Source organism: Caballeronia sp. SL1002 (assembly GCF_057814995.1).
Genome location: NZ_JBYMUW010000003.1, coordinates 661,469 through 677,903, shown reverse-complemented (window position 1 = coordinate 677,903; position 16,435 = coordinate 661,469). Strand labels below are relative to the sequence as shown.

Sequence of the window (16,435 nt, the reverse complement as noted above, 5' to 3'; positions counted from 1 at the left end):
GCGCCTTTCACTGTCAATTCCGAAAGGAACGTGTCATGGATCCTCGCACCCCCGTTTTGATCGTCGGCGCCGGGCCGACCAGATTGGCGTCGGCGTCGGCGTCGGCGTCGGCACGACGGCGGCCATCAGAAATGACACGCGCCTGAGAGCGGCCCCACCGCCCTGCAACGAAGTGCGGTCGCCAATTGACGAGTCGTAAAGGCCCGCGGCGTTTCCAGCGCTTGTCAAGACTCAAGTCCCGCGATTTCTTGCCGTCAATAGCTGCATGACCGGGCAGGTTCCATGACCGGCAATTGACCTGATAATTTCCGCCTATGCTACGTCGTACCCGATTGGTCGCATTGGCCACCCCCGCGCTCGTCGTGCTGCTTGTGCTGCCGCTGCGCCGCCTGTCTTCTGCTGAAGTGGCCTCCATGGCGATCAGACTCGTCGTTCAGGAGAGCTGCGAGATCCATTCCGATAGCACGCTCGACACGGCGGTCCAGCCTGTTGTCGCGTGCATGCACGGTCAGCCGTTCCATATCGAACGAGCTGACGTCGATCCGATCGCCGAATCCGATACGCCGCCCGGCGCGCCGGCCCAGGCGCTTTCGTCCGCGACATTGTCGGGACAGCCGCGTCGCCAGGCCTGGATCGTGACCTTCTAGTTCGCGCGCCGGGCGGTCGAAAAGCAGAATCTTAAAAGCTGATCGTCGCGGTAATCGTGTCGCTGTAGTTGCCCGGCGCGGGCGTCGTCTGCGCCGGGACGACGCCGTACACGGTGACTGAAGAGGCGTTGCCCGTCCCGACGCCGGCCGCGACGGTCGTCCCCGCAGTCCCGTCTCCCCACACGCCGGTGTGCGCCGAATCCGTGTAAAGCTGATAAGACACGGTGCCGCCGCCTGAGCGCTGCATCGTGCGCGCGGCCATCCTGCCGCTCGTGCCGCTGCTCAAGCTGATCTGGTAGGCATCGCCCGCCGTGCATTGAGCGGTGATCGTGCCGGTGGCGTTCAGCTCGGAATTCAGGATCCCGGCGGCCGGGAACGCAATATTGGTCGCGCTGATGTTGCAGTTATTGATCACCGACGCGGTCGCCGCGAAGCTGAATGTCCCGTTTGCACCGATCGCGCCACATCCTGGCGGACCTAAAATACCCAGCACGTAGTACGCATAGTTCAGCGACGTTTCGCCTCCGCTGAACGTATGGCTGTACGTTGTGCTGCCGTTGTTGATGACCGGCGCGGTCGGCTGGTTGGCGGCAATCTGCCCGTATACGTTGATCGTCGCGGTCGCCGTGGTGCCGAGAACCGGCTGCGACAGCGACACGGATATCGGCGTGGTGCCCGCCGCGGTCGAGCCCCACGGCAGCGAACGTGCGCTGTCCTGATACAGATCGAATCGCAGCCGGTTGTTGTTCGTGTTGCTGATATAGCGCGGCGAGGACGGCGTCAGGTTCACACAGACGAGCACCGTCGGCGAGAGGTTCACCAGCGTCCAGTTGCACGAGACGACGAGCGTCGCGGTCGCGTTGACCGGTGCCGACGTGATCGGCGAAACGCTGCCGAAATCGACCGTCGACATGTTGGCCGTGCAGGTCTGCGCATCGGCGCGCTGCGGTGCGATCGCCAATGCGACGAGCAGACAAAGCGCGAGAAACAGGGTCTTCATCGTCCACTCCTCGAAAGGTCCAGCGGATCGCTCAGTCGCCGGTCAATGGCAGCTCAACGGTCCGTAAGTGGGCAGCGCGCCGTTCGCCGGCCGCGTGTACTCAAATGTAGTCGTGCAATGCAGCGCGCCCGCGTCGACATCGAGGTGATTGTCGCCTTGCAGGTTCTCGATGAAAGCCAGGCCGTCATAACCCACGATTGTATTACCGCCGCTTTCCCGATGATGCACGCGTGCGCCGGTCGGCAACAGCGCGCCATCCGGGCCTTCGAGAATGACCGATGCCGCGCTGTATTGCCTGACGCGAAACGCCGCGAGGACGCCGGATTGCGACTTCGGTACGACGTTCTGCGCCGTCGAAACGATCTGCGCGTCGGCGGGCAGCTTCATGCCGTCGATTCCGATGCGGTTCGACTGGTACGCGTTCAGATCGGGCACGAGCAGATGGCCGTTGCGGTCGGTGATGCCGATATCGCGATTTTCATGCAGCACCGGAATGCCGGCGACGCCCGTCGATACCAGCGCAAAGCCGTCACTGATCCGCCGTGCGGGCAACGCCGCGCCGTCCATGAACACGAGGGCGCCGTTCATGTCGAGCGAAGCGCTGACCTGCCGATCCACCTGTTGCGCGATGACCGTCATTGCACCGTCCTTGCCGAGGTACTGCGCCTGCGCCTGCCGGTACAGGATGTTGCCGGTGCCGCCTGCCTGCGCGGCCCAGCCGAAGCCGCCGTCGTAGTCCGGCGGACGTGCCGCACTAGCGTTGTAGGTCGACTGCCCGCCTTGCCGGCCCGCGCTTGTGCTGATCGAAATGTTATTGCCGAGCGAAATGCTCGCGCTCAGGAAGACGCCGGATTTCGCCGCTCCATGAAAGTCACGATAACCGGATAGCGTCATCGATGCCAGATTGCCGAAGTTGCGCGTATACGACACGGAGCCGATATGCGAAGCCGCCGCTTGCGGATACCGCGAGCCGATATAGCTGAGCGCGAGCGTCTGGCCGCTGAACAACGGCAGCGCGACGGTCGCGCGGTCGGTCTGTTGCGCTACCGGCGTGCCGTCGGTGGAGGCGATGTCGCCGTAGTCGCGCAAGGTGCGTAACGTTTGCGCGTCGATCGAAAAGGACGGCTCGATGATCTGATAACCGAGTCCTACCTGTGCGCCGTTCTGATGTCCCGCGCTCCCGGCAAGCGATCCGCTCACCACGCCCGCCATGCCGAGCCGCACCAACGCCGCGCCGCCCGCGTTCGCGAGGCCTTTGGTTGCTTCGGTGTGGCCTTCGAGCGTCAGCGCGTCGCTGACGCCGCGCCGCGCTGACGCGCTGATCGCCGGATACGGGTTGTAGTCGAACGACTCGATGCCGTAGGCGCGGCGCAGGAAACCCGCCTCGAACGAATAGCTCGACAAGCCTTGTGCAAGCATTCGCGTGTCGAGATAGAGCGGTATGGATGTCGAGAAAGACCGGCCGAGCGCGTCGTGAGTGACCACGGTCGCCTGACCGCCGCCGACGATGCCGGGAACCGAGTTGACGACAAAGGGTCCGCTCGGCACACTGCCGCTCGATTGGCGCACGTTGTTCACATAAAGATCGACCGACGACGGCACGACAGCGGTGCCCGAGAGCGTCGGAATCGGGAACGTGACGAGGTCGGGACGCAGCGCAAAGTTGCTGCGCCACTGAAAGCCGCCGATTCGCACCGAACGCGTCCAGTCGAGCGATGACGAGATCGTGTCGCCGTATTGCTGGGTAGTGAGCGTCGCCGGATCCGAGCGGCTCCACGATGTGTCGTAACGCATATAGCGGTGCGAATCGCGATACAGATAGAGAATGCCCGTCTCGCTGAATACGCCGGACGCGTCGAAATAACGCTCCTCGCTCCACAGCGCGAATCGCGCGGCGGCCTCGGATTGCGCGTAGGCGTCGTAGTTCACCACGAAGCCGCGTGACGACGTCGCGACCGGCAATTGCGTCGCTGCGCGCGTGTCGAATTGGTACGGACGACGCAGCGCGTCGGGCGCATCGAGGCTGATCGACTGATTGGATGCGTCGTAGTCGTAGCGCAGGCCGCTCAGCGAATCGAGCGCGACGTCGGCGACATCCGACAGCGCCTCATTCTCGGGATTCGACATGTTGACCGCATTCGGCGGCACGACGCGATTTGCGCTGGGAGCGTCGCGATGAACGATAAGGCCGATCTGGTCGAGATCGCGGGCGCTGGCGAACAGGCGGCCGCCATGCTCGCGGAAATGCGCGATCAGTGCGGTGTGTTGACCGTTCAGGATGACCTCGAGATAGAGATCGCGCGCTGTATCGGATACAACGGGCGTGGCCGCCGGAACGGCTTGCCCGCGCGCGGTCGAACCATTGGCTGCGCCCGGCCCGACTACGGCCAGTGCGGCCGCCAGTGCGATAGCCGACAACCTCCAGCGCTCATGCCCGTGCCCTGTAGCCGCAGTTGCTCCCCCAATTGCTGCCCTCATCATTAAGCAGTGCGGGGCACGGTCCGATAGTCATCAGTTAGGGCGGACGGCGAGACGTACAACTCATTTGACATCGACAACGGCTTCCGCAGGCGTTGAGTTGATAGCCGCGCGGACTTTCACCGTGCCACTCAGATCGGAATTGCCGGGCAGCGGCAAATGCCAGACCCGTTCGCGCCCGGGCAATGCATAGCCGAGCAATCCCTTGTTGATATCGAACGCTTCGCCCGCGCCGTTCACCAGTTGCACTGCCGCGATTTGCGCGCGACGTTTGCCGGTATTTTCCGCACGCAGGACCCAGCCATCGGCGACGCGGCTCAGATGCCACGCGAGCTGCGGCGTACCGGCATCGCCGCCGGATTCCAGGAACACCGGCATCGAGTAGCGCAAGCGAATGGTCACGCCGTTAGCGGGCGCGGCATCCGGTTCGGGCAGTTCGTCGATCAGCACGCGATAGCTTTCCTCGCTGCCTTTCGGCGACGGCGTCGTGCGCACCAGCCGGACCAGTTGTTCCGAGCGCGCAGCAATCTGGATGAGCGGCGGACTGGCGACCACGGCCTGGGTCGGCGTGAGCTTGTCCTCGCCGTTTTCCTGATCCCATTTATAGACGCGTACTTGTCCATACAGCGGCTTGTCGCTGGGGTTTCTCAGCGTCAAGCCGGAGGCGTTGGAATCGGGCGGCAGATCCACCATGGCCGGCGAGATCTGCAAGGTCGCGCCGTATGCGCCCGTCAGTGTGGCCGTCAGCATGCAGGCGGCCGTCAGCACCGTTCTCAGGGCGGCGATAGGAGCGGCACGCATCAGAAATAGACGGTTGCGGTGACGGTAGTCTGATACGTGTCCGGCTTGGGCGTCGCCTGTGCCGGAACCTGACCGTAGACCGAGATCGATTGCGCGCCGCCGCTACCCGTACCGCCGACCGTATTCGTGCCCTGCGTCGTGCCCCACGGAACGGTGCGTGCGGAGTCCTGATAGAGCTGGAACGCGATGGTGGTCGTCGTGTTGCCGGCGCTCGTGCCTGCCATCAGGCGGCTCGTGACCGTCGATCCGCTGACGTTACCGGCGTCGAGGCCGACGTTGTAAGGCGTCGTGTTCGTGCAGGTGACGGCCAGCGCGGATTGCTGGTTGAGCGCGGTGGTCAGCACACCGTTCGTGCCGAAGGCGAGTGCGTTGGCACTGATGGTGCAGTTCGCCTGCAGTGTCAGCGATACGTTGAAGGTCGCGGTGGACGTGCCATTCGAATAGGTTGCGGCCTGGACGGCCGGCGCATTCAGGCTAAGGATCAGGACGCCTATCAAGGCGGATGACAAGGTTTTATTCACAACGGCCCTCTCTCAGGCATAGCGCTGGTTTTTACCAGTCGCCAAGTTTAAAAACGGACCGAAGTGTGTGACCGCTTGATTGCGATTCGTTTCACTTCTGATCCGGTGGAGCGTTCCGAACGACGGTTGACTTTCGTGAACGACTCTGTCCATCTTTTTACGACGCGAAAACGGGAAAACTGATAGGGGTAAACCCTTAGTAAAGGTAATTCTTACCTTAAATATAGAATAAATCTATTCGATGGGCGGAAATACCTACCCTTTTCTGGAGTTCCTACATTGGTTTCGATTTTGCACCGAACCGCCGCGCTCAAAACGCCGGTAAGAGGCGCGATTGCCTGCCTAATCGACGTGAGCGCGCTTTGGGCGGCGGCATTTGAGCCGAACGCCCTGTTTAAACCAGCAGGACTAATGCCGTTCCGCTGTCGGTGTCGGCTTCGTCGAAACGCGCTTGCGCCATGCCACATAGGGAAGCGCGAGGATGGCCGAGAGAAGCAGGTACAGCACCACCACGCCGATCACCGCGCGGTCGTTGGGAAAGTTGAGATGAGCGAGCGCCATGGAGATTCCCGGATGCCGGGACGAAGACGCCATCGCGAGGACCGTGCGGTCGTCCGGCTCGGGGCCGCCAAGCAACTGCCCCGACACCAGCCCGCCGACGATGAATCCCACCAGCGAAGCGACCGTGCCGCCGCCGATCTGCGCGAACATCGGCTGCCACATCCGGTAGACGATCGGCAAGAGTACGGCGAGGAGCAACAGGCCGCCGATCCGCGCGAGAGCGGGCTCGATCCGTCGGGCAAGCGTAGGGGCGAAGTAACGCACGAGCGCCCCGCTGACGAGCGGCGTGAGAATGTTCAAGAAAACGATCGATGCGATCTGCCTCGACGACACCGTCAGCGGCATGTGGAAGACGTCCTGCAGCATCGCCACGGCGAGCGGGATCCACACGACGGAGAACAGCGAAGCGACGACGACCAGCCCGACGCCGTATGAAGCGTCGCCACCAGCCTTGATCAGTTTCTTGGGCAGAAGCGGCGGAATGGCAGCGAGAGAGAGAACGACGATCACGATCTCGACCGCCCGGTCCGGGGTCGTGATCTTGCAGATACCCACCGAGAGCACCAGCATCACGCCGAACATGGACGCCAGCGACCGCACGAGTTTCCTCGGCCGCCGCACAAGGTAGATCAGGTCGGCGGGCGTCGCGCCGAGACCCATCGCGAAGATCATGGTCGTGATGCTGATCTGCAGGGCCAGCGGCACCAGTTCAGCCAGTGTCATGAATGTCTTGTCCCGGAAGGTCTGCGAGCCGACAGCGTCAGCTACCTCGCGTCGGCAAGCTCACTGAGCCTGTAACGTGCCACAGTACCCCGCCCGCCTGTCAACTGGAATCGGGACAAGTTTCCTGCTCAAGCGATCACGAAGACTTGCGCGACGCGCACAAACGCCAAGCGGCCCGGGGCGCAGCGGCAGTCTCGGCGGCATGACGCCACCAGAATTCCCCGCGATGCGGCGCGGCAAGATCCAGCCGTTCGCCCATGCGCGGTGTCGACAACGCGACACCGCGTGCGAGCGCCAGCCCCGTCACGCGTTCGAACGGCTCCTGCCAGCGATGCATCGCGAGGTCGAAGGTGCCGTTGTGAATCGGCACGAGCCAGCGGCCGCGCAGGTCGAGATGCGTTTGCACGGTCTCTTCCGGCTGCATGTGGACGTACGGCCACTGCGCGTCGTATGCGCCGGTCTCGACCAGCGTGACGTCGAATGGTCCGAGGCGCTCGCCGATTGTCCGGAAGCCGTCGAAGTAGCCCGTGTCGCCGCTGAAGAACACGCGCAGTTCGTGATCGACGATCACCCACGACGCCCACAACGTACTGTTGCCGTCGAACAGGCTGCGGCCGGAAAAATGCTGCGCGGGCGTCGCGGTGAACTGCACGCCGTCCACTTCGGTGCCTTGCCACCAGTCGAACTGCCGCACTTTTGCGGCGTCGATGCCCCATTCGATCAGCCGGTCGCCGACGCCGAGCGGCGTCAGGAACACCTCGGTCGTCGCGGCGAGCGCGAGCACGGTCTCGCGATCCAGATGATCGTAATGGTCGTGCGACAGGATCACGCCACGCAGCGGCGGCAAATCGGCGAGTGCGATCGGCGGCGCATGAAAGCGCTTCGGTCCGAGATTGCGAAACGGAGACGCGCGTTCGCCGAACACGGGATCGGTCAGCCAGAACTGGCCGCGCAGTTTCAGCAGCATGGACGAATGACCGAGCCGGTAGAGGCTGCGGTCGGGCGCGGCATCGAGTTGCGAACGCGTTAGCGCATCGACGGGCAACGCGCCGGCCGGCGCGGTATCGCGCGGCTTGTTGAGCAGCATATTCCACACGATGCCGAGCGTTTTGCCCAAGCCCTCGGCCGGACGCGGCGCGACATTGCGAAAACGCTCGCCGTCGTGCTGCGGCGAATGACTGGACAATGCGCGGCCGCGTTGCGCGGCAGTGACGCCGAGCGCGCGGCTGATGAAAGCGGGAATCGACGCCATGAGATAGGTCATCCAAAGAAAAATGTACACTGAGCAGTGTAGTTTATCGACGAGAAAAGTAAACTGCCCGGTGTAAAATCTTTGGATGGATCCCAGAACACCCCATCAACGGCTGAGTGACCGCAAGCGTCTGGCTATCGTCGACGCGGCGATCGAGGAATTCCTCGCGTCCGGTTACGATGCGACGAGCATGGACCGTATCGCCGCTCGTGCGAGCGTTTCGAAACGTACCGTCTATAACCATTTCCCGAGCAAGGAAGTATTGTTTGCGGCGATCCTCCATCAGTTGTGGGACGCGAGCCAGGGCGGCGATGCGCCCGCTTATCGCAGTGACGAACCGTTGCGCGCACAGTTGCTCGGCCTTCTGGATCGCAAGCTGCGGCTGATGAACGACGAGTCGTTTTTGTCGCTCGCGCGGGTGGCGATCGCGGCAGGCATTCATTCGCCGGAACGGGCGCGGGACATGGTCGAGCGCCTCGGCGAACGCGAGGAAGACTTGACCGTGTGGGTCCGGGCAGCCGTCGCGGATGAGCGCCTCAAGACCGGCGACGCGGCCTTCGCGGCGTTGCAATTGCAGGCGCTGGTGAAGGCTTTTGCGTTTTGGCCGCAAGTGACCATGGGCCAGGCGCCGCTCGGTGAAGAAGCGCAGAAGCAGGTCGCCGAAGCGGCCGCCGATATGTTCCTCGCGCGCTATGCCTGAGCCGGGTCGCGCGGCAAATCCCGCAGCATGTCCATGAATGCGCGCACTTTCGCGCTGAGCAATCGACGCGAATTGTAGAGCGCCCAGATCTCCACGGTCGGACCCGCCATTCCCCAGCACTTCAGGCGTCCCGCCGCTACATCGCCCTCGACCAGCAAACCGGGCAGCAGCGCCGCGCCCGCTCCCTGCAGCACGGCCTCGCGGACCATCAACAGCGACGAAAGCCGCAGCACCGGAACCGGCGTCAGCGTTATCGTGTCGCCCTCTTTCGTGCGCATGTCCCATTGCGCGCCCGCTGACGCCGCGGCGAACATGACCGCCGGCACCGCGATCCCGTCCGCACGATGCGTTGCGACGGCCGGCAACGACATCGCGGGCGCGGCGACCACGACCCGTTGGTCGGCGTAGATGCGCCGTCCCATCAGCCGTTCGTCGGAAGGCGGATCGATCCGAATGACGAGATCGTAGCCTTCGTCGACCGGATTCACGACGCGGTCCTCCGCGATCATTTCAAGCTCGACCTGCGGATAGGCCAGCGCAAATCGCGCGGCGATCGGGCACAGTACGACATGGGCGAACACGACCGGCGCGCTGATGCGTAACCGTCCGCGCGCAACCGGGGCGCGCGAGGCCACCGCTTCGCCCGCCTCCTGAATCTCCTCCATCAGCGCTCGGGTGCGCTCATGGAGCGCGACGCCCTCTTCCGTCAGACGCAGGCGGCGCGCGCCCCGCTCGATCAACCGTACGCCGAGGCTCTCTTCCAGTTCGGCCACGCGCCGCGACAGCGTCGCCTTAGGTCGATCGAGCGCGCGGGCCGCCGGACCGAAACCGCCGTGAAGCGCGACCGCATTGAAATCCGCAAGCGAAGTCAGATCCATGATCGTTCCGTATTCGAGACGAAGTGTTCGGATTTTGGCACTTTCGGGCATTCGACGGAACGGTTAATGTTTCTCTCACGGGCTGACTCAGCTCATTCAACAGGGAGATCGTCATGGCAATTCTCGTTACGGGCAGCACAGGTGTGATCGGTCAGCAGGTCCTCGAACATTTGAACGGCAGCGGCGCGGAAGTCCGGGCGATGACCCGTACACCCGAGAAAGCGCAATTCCCGGCCGGCGTCACGGCAATCAAGGGCGATTTGTCGGACATCGACGCCGTGCGGCAAGCACTCGACGGCGTCAGCACGCTGTTTCTCCTCGCGCCCAACGCCGCGGACGAACTGACACTGGCGCTTCAGGCTTTGAGCGCCGCGCGCGAGTCGGGCGTGAAAGGCGTGGTTTATTTATCGGTGTTCAAGGGCGCCGAGTACGTGGATGTGCCGCATTTCACCGGCAAATACGCGGTCGAACGCATGATCGAACATCTGGATATTCCGGCCACCGTGTTGCGCCCCGCGTATTTCATCCAGAACGACGTGAAGCAAAAAGAGCCGCTGCTGAAGCACGGGGTCTACGGCATGCCAATCGGCGATAAAGGGATTTCCATGGTCGACGTGCGCGATATCGGCGATGCCGCCGCGCGCGAACTCCTGCGCCGCGAGCGCGCCGACGCGCCTTTGCCGCGCGAGACCTACGAACTCGTCGGCCCCGATGCGATCGATGCAAAGACGGTGGCGTCGATCTGGGCCGAAGCGCTCGGGCGTCCTGTCCGTTATGGCGGCGACGATCTCGACATGCTGGAACAGCGGCTCAAATCGGTGGCGCCTGCCTGGCTTGCCTACGACATGCGGCTCATGATGGGCAGGTATCAGCAGGACGGCGCGGTCGCGTCCAAGGCCGAGTCGGAGCGTCTCGCCGCGCTGCTCGGGCGGCAGCCGCGATCCTATCGCGACTTCGCCATATCGACGGCCACGGCCTGGGCCAAGGAATAATCGACAGGGGCCTCGTCCGATGAGACCTGGTGAGAAACCTGGTGAAAAGCCGGCTGGCAGAAACGTCGGCGGTAATCGGAAGGCGTCAGGCCCATCACTTTGCGGAACACACGGCGAAATCCCGCGACGTCGCCGTAGCCGAGGCTCCAGGAAATCTCTTCGACGGTGGCTTGGGAAAACTCCAGTAACTCGCGTGCCCGGGTTATCCGAAGCCTCATCTGGTACTCGCTCGGCTTCATGCCGGTGGCGGCCACGAATCGACGGAGGAAGGTCCGCGATTCAAGCCCCGCGTGCCGGGCGATATCCACGATGCTGACCGGACGGTCGCGTTGCGTGAACAGCCAATGCTGCGCCTTCAGGATTGCTTTATCGCCGTGCTTGGTTCGCGGATCGAATTCGCTATAAAGGCGCTGCTCGCGGCCGGGCGGATCGACGAGCATGTAACGCGCGGTTTCCAGCATGACCGCCGTGCCCAGGAATCGCTCGGTCAGCCTCAGGCCGAGGTCTGCCCAGGCGAGCACACCGCCCGCCGTCACCACATCGCCATAGTCGATCACCATCCGATCGGTTTCCGTAAGCACATCAGGGAATTCTTCGGCGAACTGGTCGTTGAATGCCCAGTGCGTCGTCGCCTGCCGGCCGGCTAATAGCCCCGTTCTAGCCAGAATGAAAACGCCGCCGCATACCGCCGCGAGGACGACGCCGTCCGCGTGTCTCTCCCTAAGCCAATCCAGCAGCGGATTCTTGTACGCGGTCGCCTCGGGTGCCTGCGCGTTGCCCGGGATCACCAGCAGCGAGAGCGCGTGCGGCGTGCCGGGACAACTGTCATAGGTGCAGCGGACTTCATCGTCGCAATCGTCCGCGCGCCAGTGCGAAATGCGCACGCTAGGCCGCGCAGCGCTGCTGTTCCGTTTAGCGGCGAACTCGCTCGCGTAGGTAAATAGATCGGTTAGACCGAAGACACCCGCGTGCGATGTGCCCGCATCGCAAGCCAGCCCGAACTCGATTCGCGGACCCGGGACCAGCGCCGTTTTTGCTAGGTTTTTTGTCACTTTCGTCCGTTGTAGTGTTCGGGCGCCCCGGATACCCTGACTACCGCAGACCAATATCAAAAAGCCAAGGCAGTAGCGGCCGGGGAGCCGGTGTGCCCGAGTTCGAAACGGCAAGTCCTTACCTTTCCGACATTCAGTTCAAGATCAGCTGACCGGCTTTTAGGAGCAGCGTCTGCGCTCGTACAACGTTTATCCCTTCGTCAAAACCGACTTCAAAGGATACGAGATGGAAACGAATACTGGAAGTGCATACCTCACGACCACGGACGGAACGCAGATTTTCTATAAAGACTGGGGCACGGGCGAACCGCTGGTCTTTCACCACGGCTGGCCTCTTTCCGCGGACGATTGGGATGCACAGCTGATGTTCTTTCTGGATCAGGGTTATCGCGTGATCGCGCATGATCGACGGGGTCACGGGCGCTCGACCCAGACTGTGCGCGGCAACGACATGGACACCTACGCCGCCGATGTCGCCGAGCTCGTGAAAGCACTGGATCTCAAGAATGCGGTGCATATCGGGCACTCCACGGGCGGCGGCGAAGTGACCCGTTACGTCGCGCGGCACGGAACCGGTAATGGACGCGTCGCGAAGGCGGTCCTCATCAGCGCGATTCCGCCGCTCTTCATGCAGTCGGAGAAGAATCCCGAGGGCGTACCCAAGGAAGCTGTCGATGCGATCCGCCAGGGCACGGCCAACCATCGTTCCCAGTTCTACAAGGACATCACGATCCCATTCTATGGTTTCAATCGCCCCGGCGCGACGGTGTCCGAAGGCATCCGCGAGAACTGGTGGCGGCAGGGCATGATGGGCGGCATCCGCGCTCAGTACGATTGCGTCAAGGTCCTGTCGGAGACCGAGTTCTACGACGATCTGGCGATTATCGACGTCCCGGTGCTCGTGATGCACGGTGAAGACGATCAGATCTGCCCGTTCCCGACCACCGGCGCCAAGTCCGTCAAACTGCTGAAACACGGGACGCTCAAGTCGTATCCCGGATTGCCGCACGGCATGCCGACCACGCACGCGGACCGGATCAACGCCGACTTGCTGGCGTTCATCAAGTCCTGACAACCGTTAGCCGACAGCCGGCTACGCCTGCCGAGGGCGTAGCCGGCTGAACTTCGTTGTGGATTCCAACGAGACGCCGTGGCTTAGCCGAACCCTGCCATGCCGAACCTTCCCGTTATCTACGAAACCCTCTAAACGCGGCCCAAAAGATCAAGTTCTACTTTTGTCTGCCGATAGAAGAGCATACGTCGAGCACTGTCGCGGCGCCACGAATGCCGAGGCGCAAGAACAAGAGCAGTCGCACAGGACGAACAAAAGAATAGAAAACGAGAGAGGGCCGATGACTGGAATCTACGATCCGCTGCTGGTCTGCCTGTCGCTTGTGGTTGCATTTCTTGCCTCCTACACGGCGGTCGAGTTGTCCGGCGGCCTAAGCGCGCTTGCCGCCGCAAAACAAAGACCGTTCTGGCTCGCCGGCGGCGCGGTATCGATGGGCGTAGGCATCTGGTCGATGCACTTCATCGGCATGCTCGCGTTCACGCTGCCGATTGCAGTCGGCTACGACTTCGCCATCACGGCTGCGTCGCTGTTCCTTGCGATCGGCGCGTCGCTGATCGCGCTCGTGACGGCGAGCCGCGGTGCGTTGTCGCGCAAGCGCCTGGTGGTCGCCGGAACGATCATGGGCGCCGGCGTGGCCGCCATGCATTACACCGGCATGCAAGCCATGCAGATGTCGCCGGAAATCGAGTATTCGATCTGGAAAGTCGCGGTGTCGGTGGGCGTTGCGATCATCGCTTCGATTGCAGCGCTTTGGCTCGCCTTCACGCTTCGAGCGCCGCGCGGCGAGCACCTCGTCGTCAAGCGGCTCGGCGCGGCCTTCGTCATGGCAATCGCCATCACCGGCATGCATTATTTCGGCATGAGCGCGGCGAATTTTGCCGCGGGCAGCTTTTGCCATTCCGGCACAACGCTCGATGCGAGCTGGCTTGCGCTGATCGTTACGGTGACATCGTTCACCGTGCTGGTTGGTACGCTCGCGCTACTCGGGTTCCACACGAGCAGTCTCTCCATCTCGCTCAAGCGCGCGAACCGGCAGTTGCGATACCTCGGCACGCACGACGCGCTGACGAAACTCCCGAACCGTCAGCAGCTTTCTTTGCGGATCGCACAGGCAGTCGTCGAAGCCACACGAGGAAAACCGGCATTCGCCGTGATCTTTATCGACCTCGACGGCTTCAAGGCGATCAACGATTCGCTAGGCCACAGCATCGGCGACGAGTTATTGCGAGCCTGCGCCGAACGTCTGCGTCAGGAGCTGGACCATGCCGACATGGTCGCGCGGCTAGGCGGCGATGAATTCGTGATCGTGGTCCAGAACGCCGACGACGCGTCGTCTGCCGTAGCCGTCGCCAATGGCGTATTGCGGCGCTTAAGCCATGAGATCGTCGTAAGCGGATTGCCGTTGCGCGTGAGTGCGAGCATCGGCATCGCGCTCTATCCGCGCGATGGCCGCAACGTCGACGAATTGCTTCATAGCGCGGACGCCGCGATGTACGCCGCCAAGCAAAGCGGGCGCAACACGTACCGCGTATTCGAGCCGCAAATGAACCATACCGCGCTCAAGTCGCTGATCCTGCAACGCGATCTGCACCGCGCATTGACGGACGGCGAACTCAGCGTGGCGTTCCAGCCGAAGTTCAGCGTCGCGTCGCAATCGGTGACGGGCGTCGAGGCGCTGATCCGCTGGCGTCATCCGGAACTCGGCGAAATTCCTCCGCTCGAATTCATTCCCATCGCGGAGCGCTCGGGCTTGATCGTTGCGATCGGCGACTGGGTGCTGTCCGAGGTCTGCCGCAATATCGCCCTGTGGGACGCGCAAGGGCTTCCGTGTATTTCCGTCGCGGTCAATCTGTCGCCCATTCAGTTCAACGTGCCGAACCTGGTGACCCGCTTCGACGCGTTGCTTGCCGAAGCCGGCGTCGCGCCGTCGCGCCTGATGTTCGAGATCACCGAAACGACGGCGATGCACAACGTCGAGAATACGAGCCGCACGATCGAAGCGCTGCAGTCGCGCGGCTATACCGTCGCTATCGACGATTTCGGCACGGGATATTCGAGCCTCGGCTATCTGCAGCGTTTCCGGTTCGATCAGATCAAGGTCGACGGCTCGTTCATGCGCGATCTCGACGCGCCGGACCAGCGAGCCAGCGCTTTGTTGTCGGCCATCGTGATGCTCGCGCGTGCGTTGAAGATCGAGGTCGTCGCGGAAGGGGTGGAAACGGAATCGCAATACCGCACGCTCAGCGAACTGGCCTGCGATCAGATGCAGGGCTTCTTGCTGAGCCGGCCGTTACCCGCTGCGGAGTTCCTCGCGTTTCTTCGATCCGCCGCGCACCGGATCGTAACCGGTGAAGGCGAATGCGCCGCACCGGCCGTTTAACACCCGGCAAAACCGCGATCGCTCAGGCGTATTTCGTGCTGTAGACAGCATCGGCTTATCAGCCGCACTGGTCCATCCGCACACGAAATTTAAATACGCCATGAACAAGAAAGCAACGCGAAAGCAAGACGTAATCGAAGCGGGACAGCGGCAAGCGGTGCTAACGGCCAAGCGCAACGCCAAAATGGCCCGCTCGGTCCACGCTTATGTGCGCGGCAATACCTCGAAGTTCTACGACTGGCTCAACGACGCGAACGTCCGCTCCATGCCGCAGGGCCCCGCCATCTGGATCTGCGGGGACTGCCACACCGGCAATCTCGGCCCTGTGGCGGACGCGCAAGGCCGCACCGAGATTCAAATCCGGGACTTCGATCAAGCCGTGATCGGCAATCCCGCGCATGACCTCATTCGCCTCGGCTTGTCGCTCGCGACAGCCGCGCGAGGCTCGGATCTCCCGGGCGTGACGACGGTTCGCATGATGGAGACGCTATTCGAAGGATACGAGCATGCCTTCGACCGGACCGCCGACGTCAAGCGGCTCGGCAAGAAGCCGGAGGTCGTCCGTGTGGTGATGCGCGAAGCGGTTCGGCGCTCGTGGCGGCATCTGGCGCTGGAGCGCCTTGAGGACGTGCAGCCGACCATCCCGCTCGGCAAGCGCTTCTGGCGCCCGACGAAGCAGGAGGACGCGGAGATAAAGGCGCTGTTCGAAAGAGACACGATCGCCCAGCTCGCAACGAGCCTGCGGGGCCGCGCGAACAACGGAGCAGTCGAAGTGCTCGACGCTGCTTACTGGGTTAAGGGCTGCAGTTCGCTGGGCCGGCTGCGCTATGCAGTCTTGCTCGATGTGGACGGCGGCGTGATCGAAGGAGACGATCTGTGTCTTATCGATATCAAGGAAGGCGTCACCGCTGCGGCGCCGCGATATTCGAACTCGGGTATGCCGCGCGACAACGCGGAGCGCGTCGTCGAGGGCGCGCGTCATCTTTCCCCTTCGCTCGGTGAGCGGATGCGCTCGGCGCGATTGATGGACAAGCCCGTGATGATCCGCGAATTGCTTCCGCAAGACATCAAGCTCGAAGTCGATCAACTCGATCAGGCGGAAGCGATGCGTGTCGCCCGCTATCTTGCCTATGTTGTCGGCAAGGCCCACGCCCGGCAAATGGACAGCGCGACGCGCAAGGATTGGCTCGCCGAACTTCAGCGCAATCGATCGAAGAGTCTCGACGCGCCCTCGTGGTTGTGGGCCAGCATCGTGGAACTCGTGAGCAGCCATGAAGCGGGTTATCTTGAACACTGCCGGCGGTATGCGACGGCGATGGTTTGACTGGATCCCGCGCGACTGCGGATCTTTTAAAGCGGCTCCGGGGCCGCCCCTTCG

General features: G+C 62.9%; 14 protein-coding genes. 6 read left to right on the top strand and 8 right to left on the bottom strand.

Going from position 1 to position 16,435, the window contains the following annotated elements; translation table 11 throughout:
- Positions 1 to 341 precede the first annotated feature (341 nt).
- The gene (locus AC3D25_RS20480; protein ID WP_488890267.1) at positions 342 to 647 is read left to right on the top strand and encodes a hypothetical protein; all 306 of its coding nucleotides are present in this window, start codon (positions 342 to 344) and stop codon (positions 645 to 647) included.
- A 31-nt stretch (positions 648 to 678) separates the two neighbouring features.
- Here AC3D25_RS20480 and AC3D25_RS20475 read toward each other — a convergent pair whose 3' ends face one another.
- From AC3D25_RS20475 to AC3D25_RS20450, 6 genes are all read right to left on the bottom strand, one after another.
- Positions 679 to 1,647 (bottom strand): Csu type fimbrial protein, encoded by a 969-nt coding sequence (locus tag AC3D25_RS20475; RefSeq protein ID WP_488890266.1) that lies wholly within the window; start codon positions 1,645 to 1,647, stop codon positions 679 to 681.
- Between the two features lie 42 nt (positions 1,648 to 1,689).
- Positions 1,690 to 4,125 (bottom strand): fimbria/pilus outer membrane usher protein, encoded by a 2,436-nt coding sequence (locus tag AC3D25_RS20470; protein WP_488890491.1) that lies wholly within the window; start codon positions 4,123 to 4,125, stop codon positions 1,690 to 1,692.
- A 63-nt stretch (positions 4,126 to 4,188) separates the two neighbouring features.
- On the bottom strand, positions 4,189 to 4,875 hold the full coding sequence (locus AC3D25_RS20465) for a fimbrial biogenesis chaperone (protein WP_488890265.1): 687 nt from the start codon (positions 4,873 to 4,875) through the stop codon (positions 4,189 to 4,191).
- 50 nt (positions 4,876 to 4,925) lie between these two features.
- The gene (locus AC3D25_RS20460; RefSeq protein WP_488890490.1) at positions 4,926 to 5,435 is read right to left on the bottom strand and encodes a Csu type fimbrial protein; all 510 of its coding nucleotides are present in this window, start codon (positions 5,433 to 5,435) and stop codon (positions 4,926 to 4,928) included.
- Between the two features lie 420 nt (positions 5,436 to 5,855).
- Positions 5,856 to 6,731 carry a bile acid:sodium symporter family protein gene (locus AC3D25_RS20455; RefSeq protein ID WP_488890264.1) on the bottom strand — a complete coding sequence of 292 codons (876 nt, stop codon included), beginning with the start codon at positions 6,729 to 6,731 and terminating at the stop codon, positions 5,856 to 5,858.
- Positions 6,732 to 6,867: 136 nt separating this feature from the next.
- Positions 6,868 to 7,983, bottom strand: coding sequence for an MBL fold metallo-hydrolase (locus AC3D25_RS20450; protein WP_488890263.1), 1,116 nt, complete (start codon positions 7,981 to 7,983; stop codon positions 6,868 to 6,870).
- A gap of 85 nt (positions 7,984 to 8,068) precedes the next feature.
- Between AC3D25_RS20450 and AC3D25_RS20445 the strand changes: the two genes are divergently transcribed.
- Positions 8,069 to 8,683 carry a TetR/AcrR family transcriptional regulator gene (locus AC3D25_RS20445; RefSeq protein ID WP_488890262.1) on the top strand — a complete coding sequence of 205 codons (615 nt, stop codon included), beginning with the start codon at positions 8,069 to 8,071 and terminating at the stop codon, positions 8,681 to 8,683.
- On the opposite strand, the gene AC3D25_RS20440 is transcribed toward AC3D25_RS20445, so the two are convergent.
- Positions 8,674 to 9,561 (bottom strand): LysR family transcriptional regulator, encoded by an 888-nt coding sequence (locus AC3D25_RS20440; protein ID WP_488890261.1) that lies wholly within the window; start codon positions 9,559 to 9,561, stop codon positions 8,674 to 8,676. The two genes, AC3D25_RS20445 and AC3D25_RS20440, sit on opposite strands and share 10 nt — an antisense overlap.
- Before the next feature lie 113 nt (positions 9,562 to 9,674).
- Between AC3D25_RS20440 and AC3D25_RS20435 the strand changes: the two genes are divergently transcribed.
- Positions 9,675 to 10,553, top strand: coding sequence for an NmrA/HSCARG family protein (locus AC3D25_RS20435; protein ID WP_488890260.1), 879 nt, complete (start codon positions 9,675 to 9,677; stop codon positions 10,551 to 10,553).
- Here AC3D25_RS20435 and AC3D25_RS20430 read toward each other — a convergent pair.
- On the bottom strand, positions 10,505 to 11,605 hold the full coding sequence (locus tag AC3D25_RS20430; protein WP_488890259.1) for a GlxA family transcriptional regulator: 1,101 nt from the start codon (positions 11,603 to 11,605) through the stop codon (positions 10,505 to 10,507). The genes AC3D25_RS20435 and AC3D25_RS20430 overlap by 49 nt on opposite strands.
- Before the next feature lie 226 nt (positions 11,606 to 11,831).
- Here AC3D25_RS20430 and AC3D25_RS20425 point away from each other — a divergent pair, with 226 nt between their 5' ends.
- The 3 genes from AC3D25_RS20425 (at position 11,832) to AC3D25_RS20415 (ending at position 16,381) form a co-directional block, all read left to right on the top strand.
- Complete coding sequence (locus AC3D25_RS20425) at positions 11,832 to 12,677, top strand: alpha/beta fold hydrolase (RefSeq protein WP_488890258.1); 846 nt, start codon at positions 11,832 to 11,834, stop codon at positions 12,675 to 12,677.
- Positions 12,678 to 12,957: 280 nt separating this feature from the next.
- On the top strand, positions 12,958 to 15,057 hold the full coding sequence (locus AC3D25_RS20420) for a putative bifunctional diguanylate cyclase/phosphodiesterase (protein ID WP_488890257.1): 2,100 nt from the start codon (positions 12,958 to 12,960) through the stop codon (positions 15,055 to 15,057).
- Between the two features lie 100 nt (positions 15,058 to 15,157).
- Positions 15,158 to 16,381 (top strand): DUF2252 domain-containing protein, encoded by a 1,224-nt coding sequence (locus AC3D25_RS20415; protein WP_488890256.1) that lies wholly within the window; start codon positions 15,158 to 15,160, stop codon positions 16,379 to 16,381.
- Positions 16,382 to 16,435: the final 54 nt, after the last annotated feature.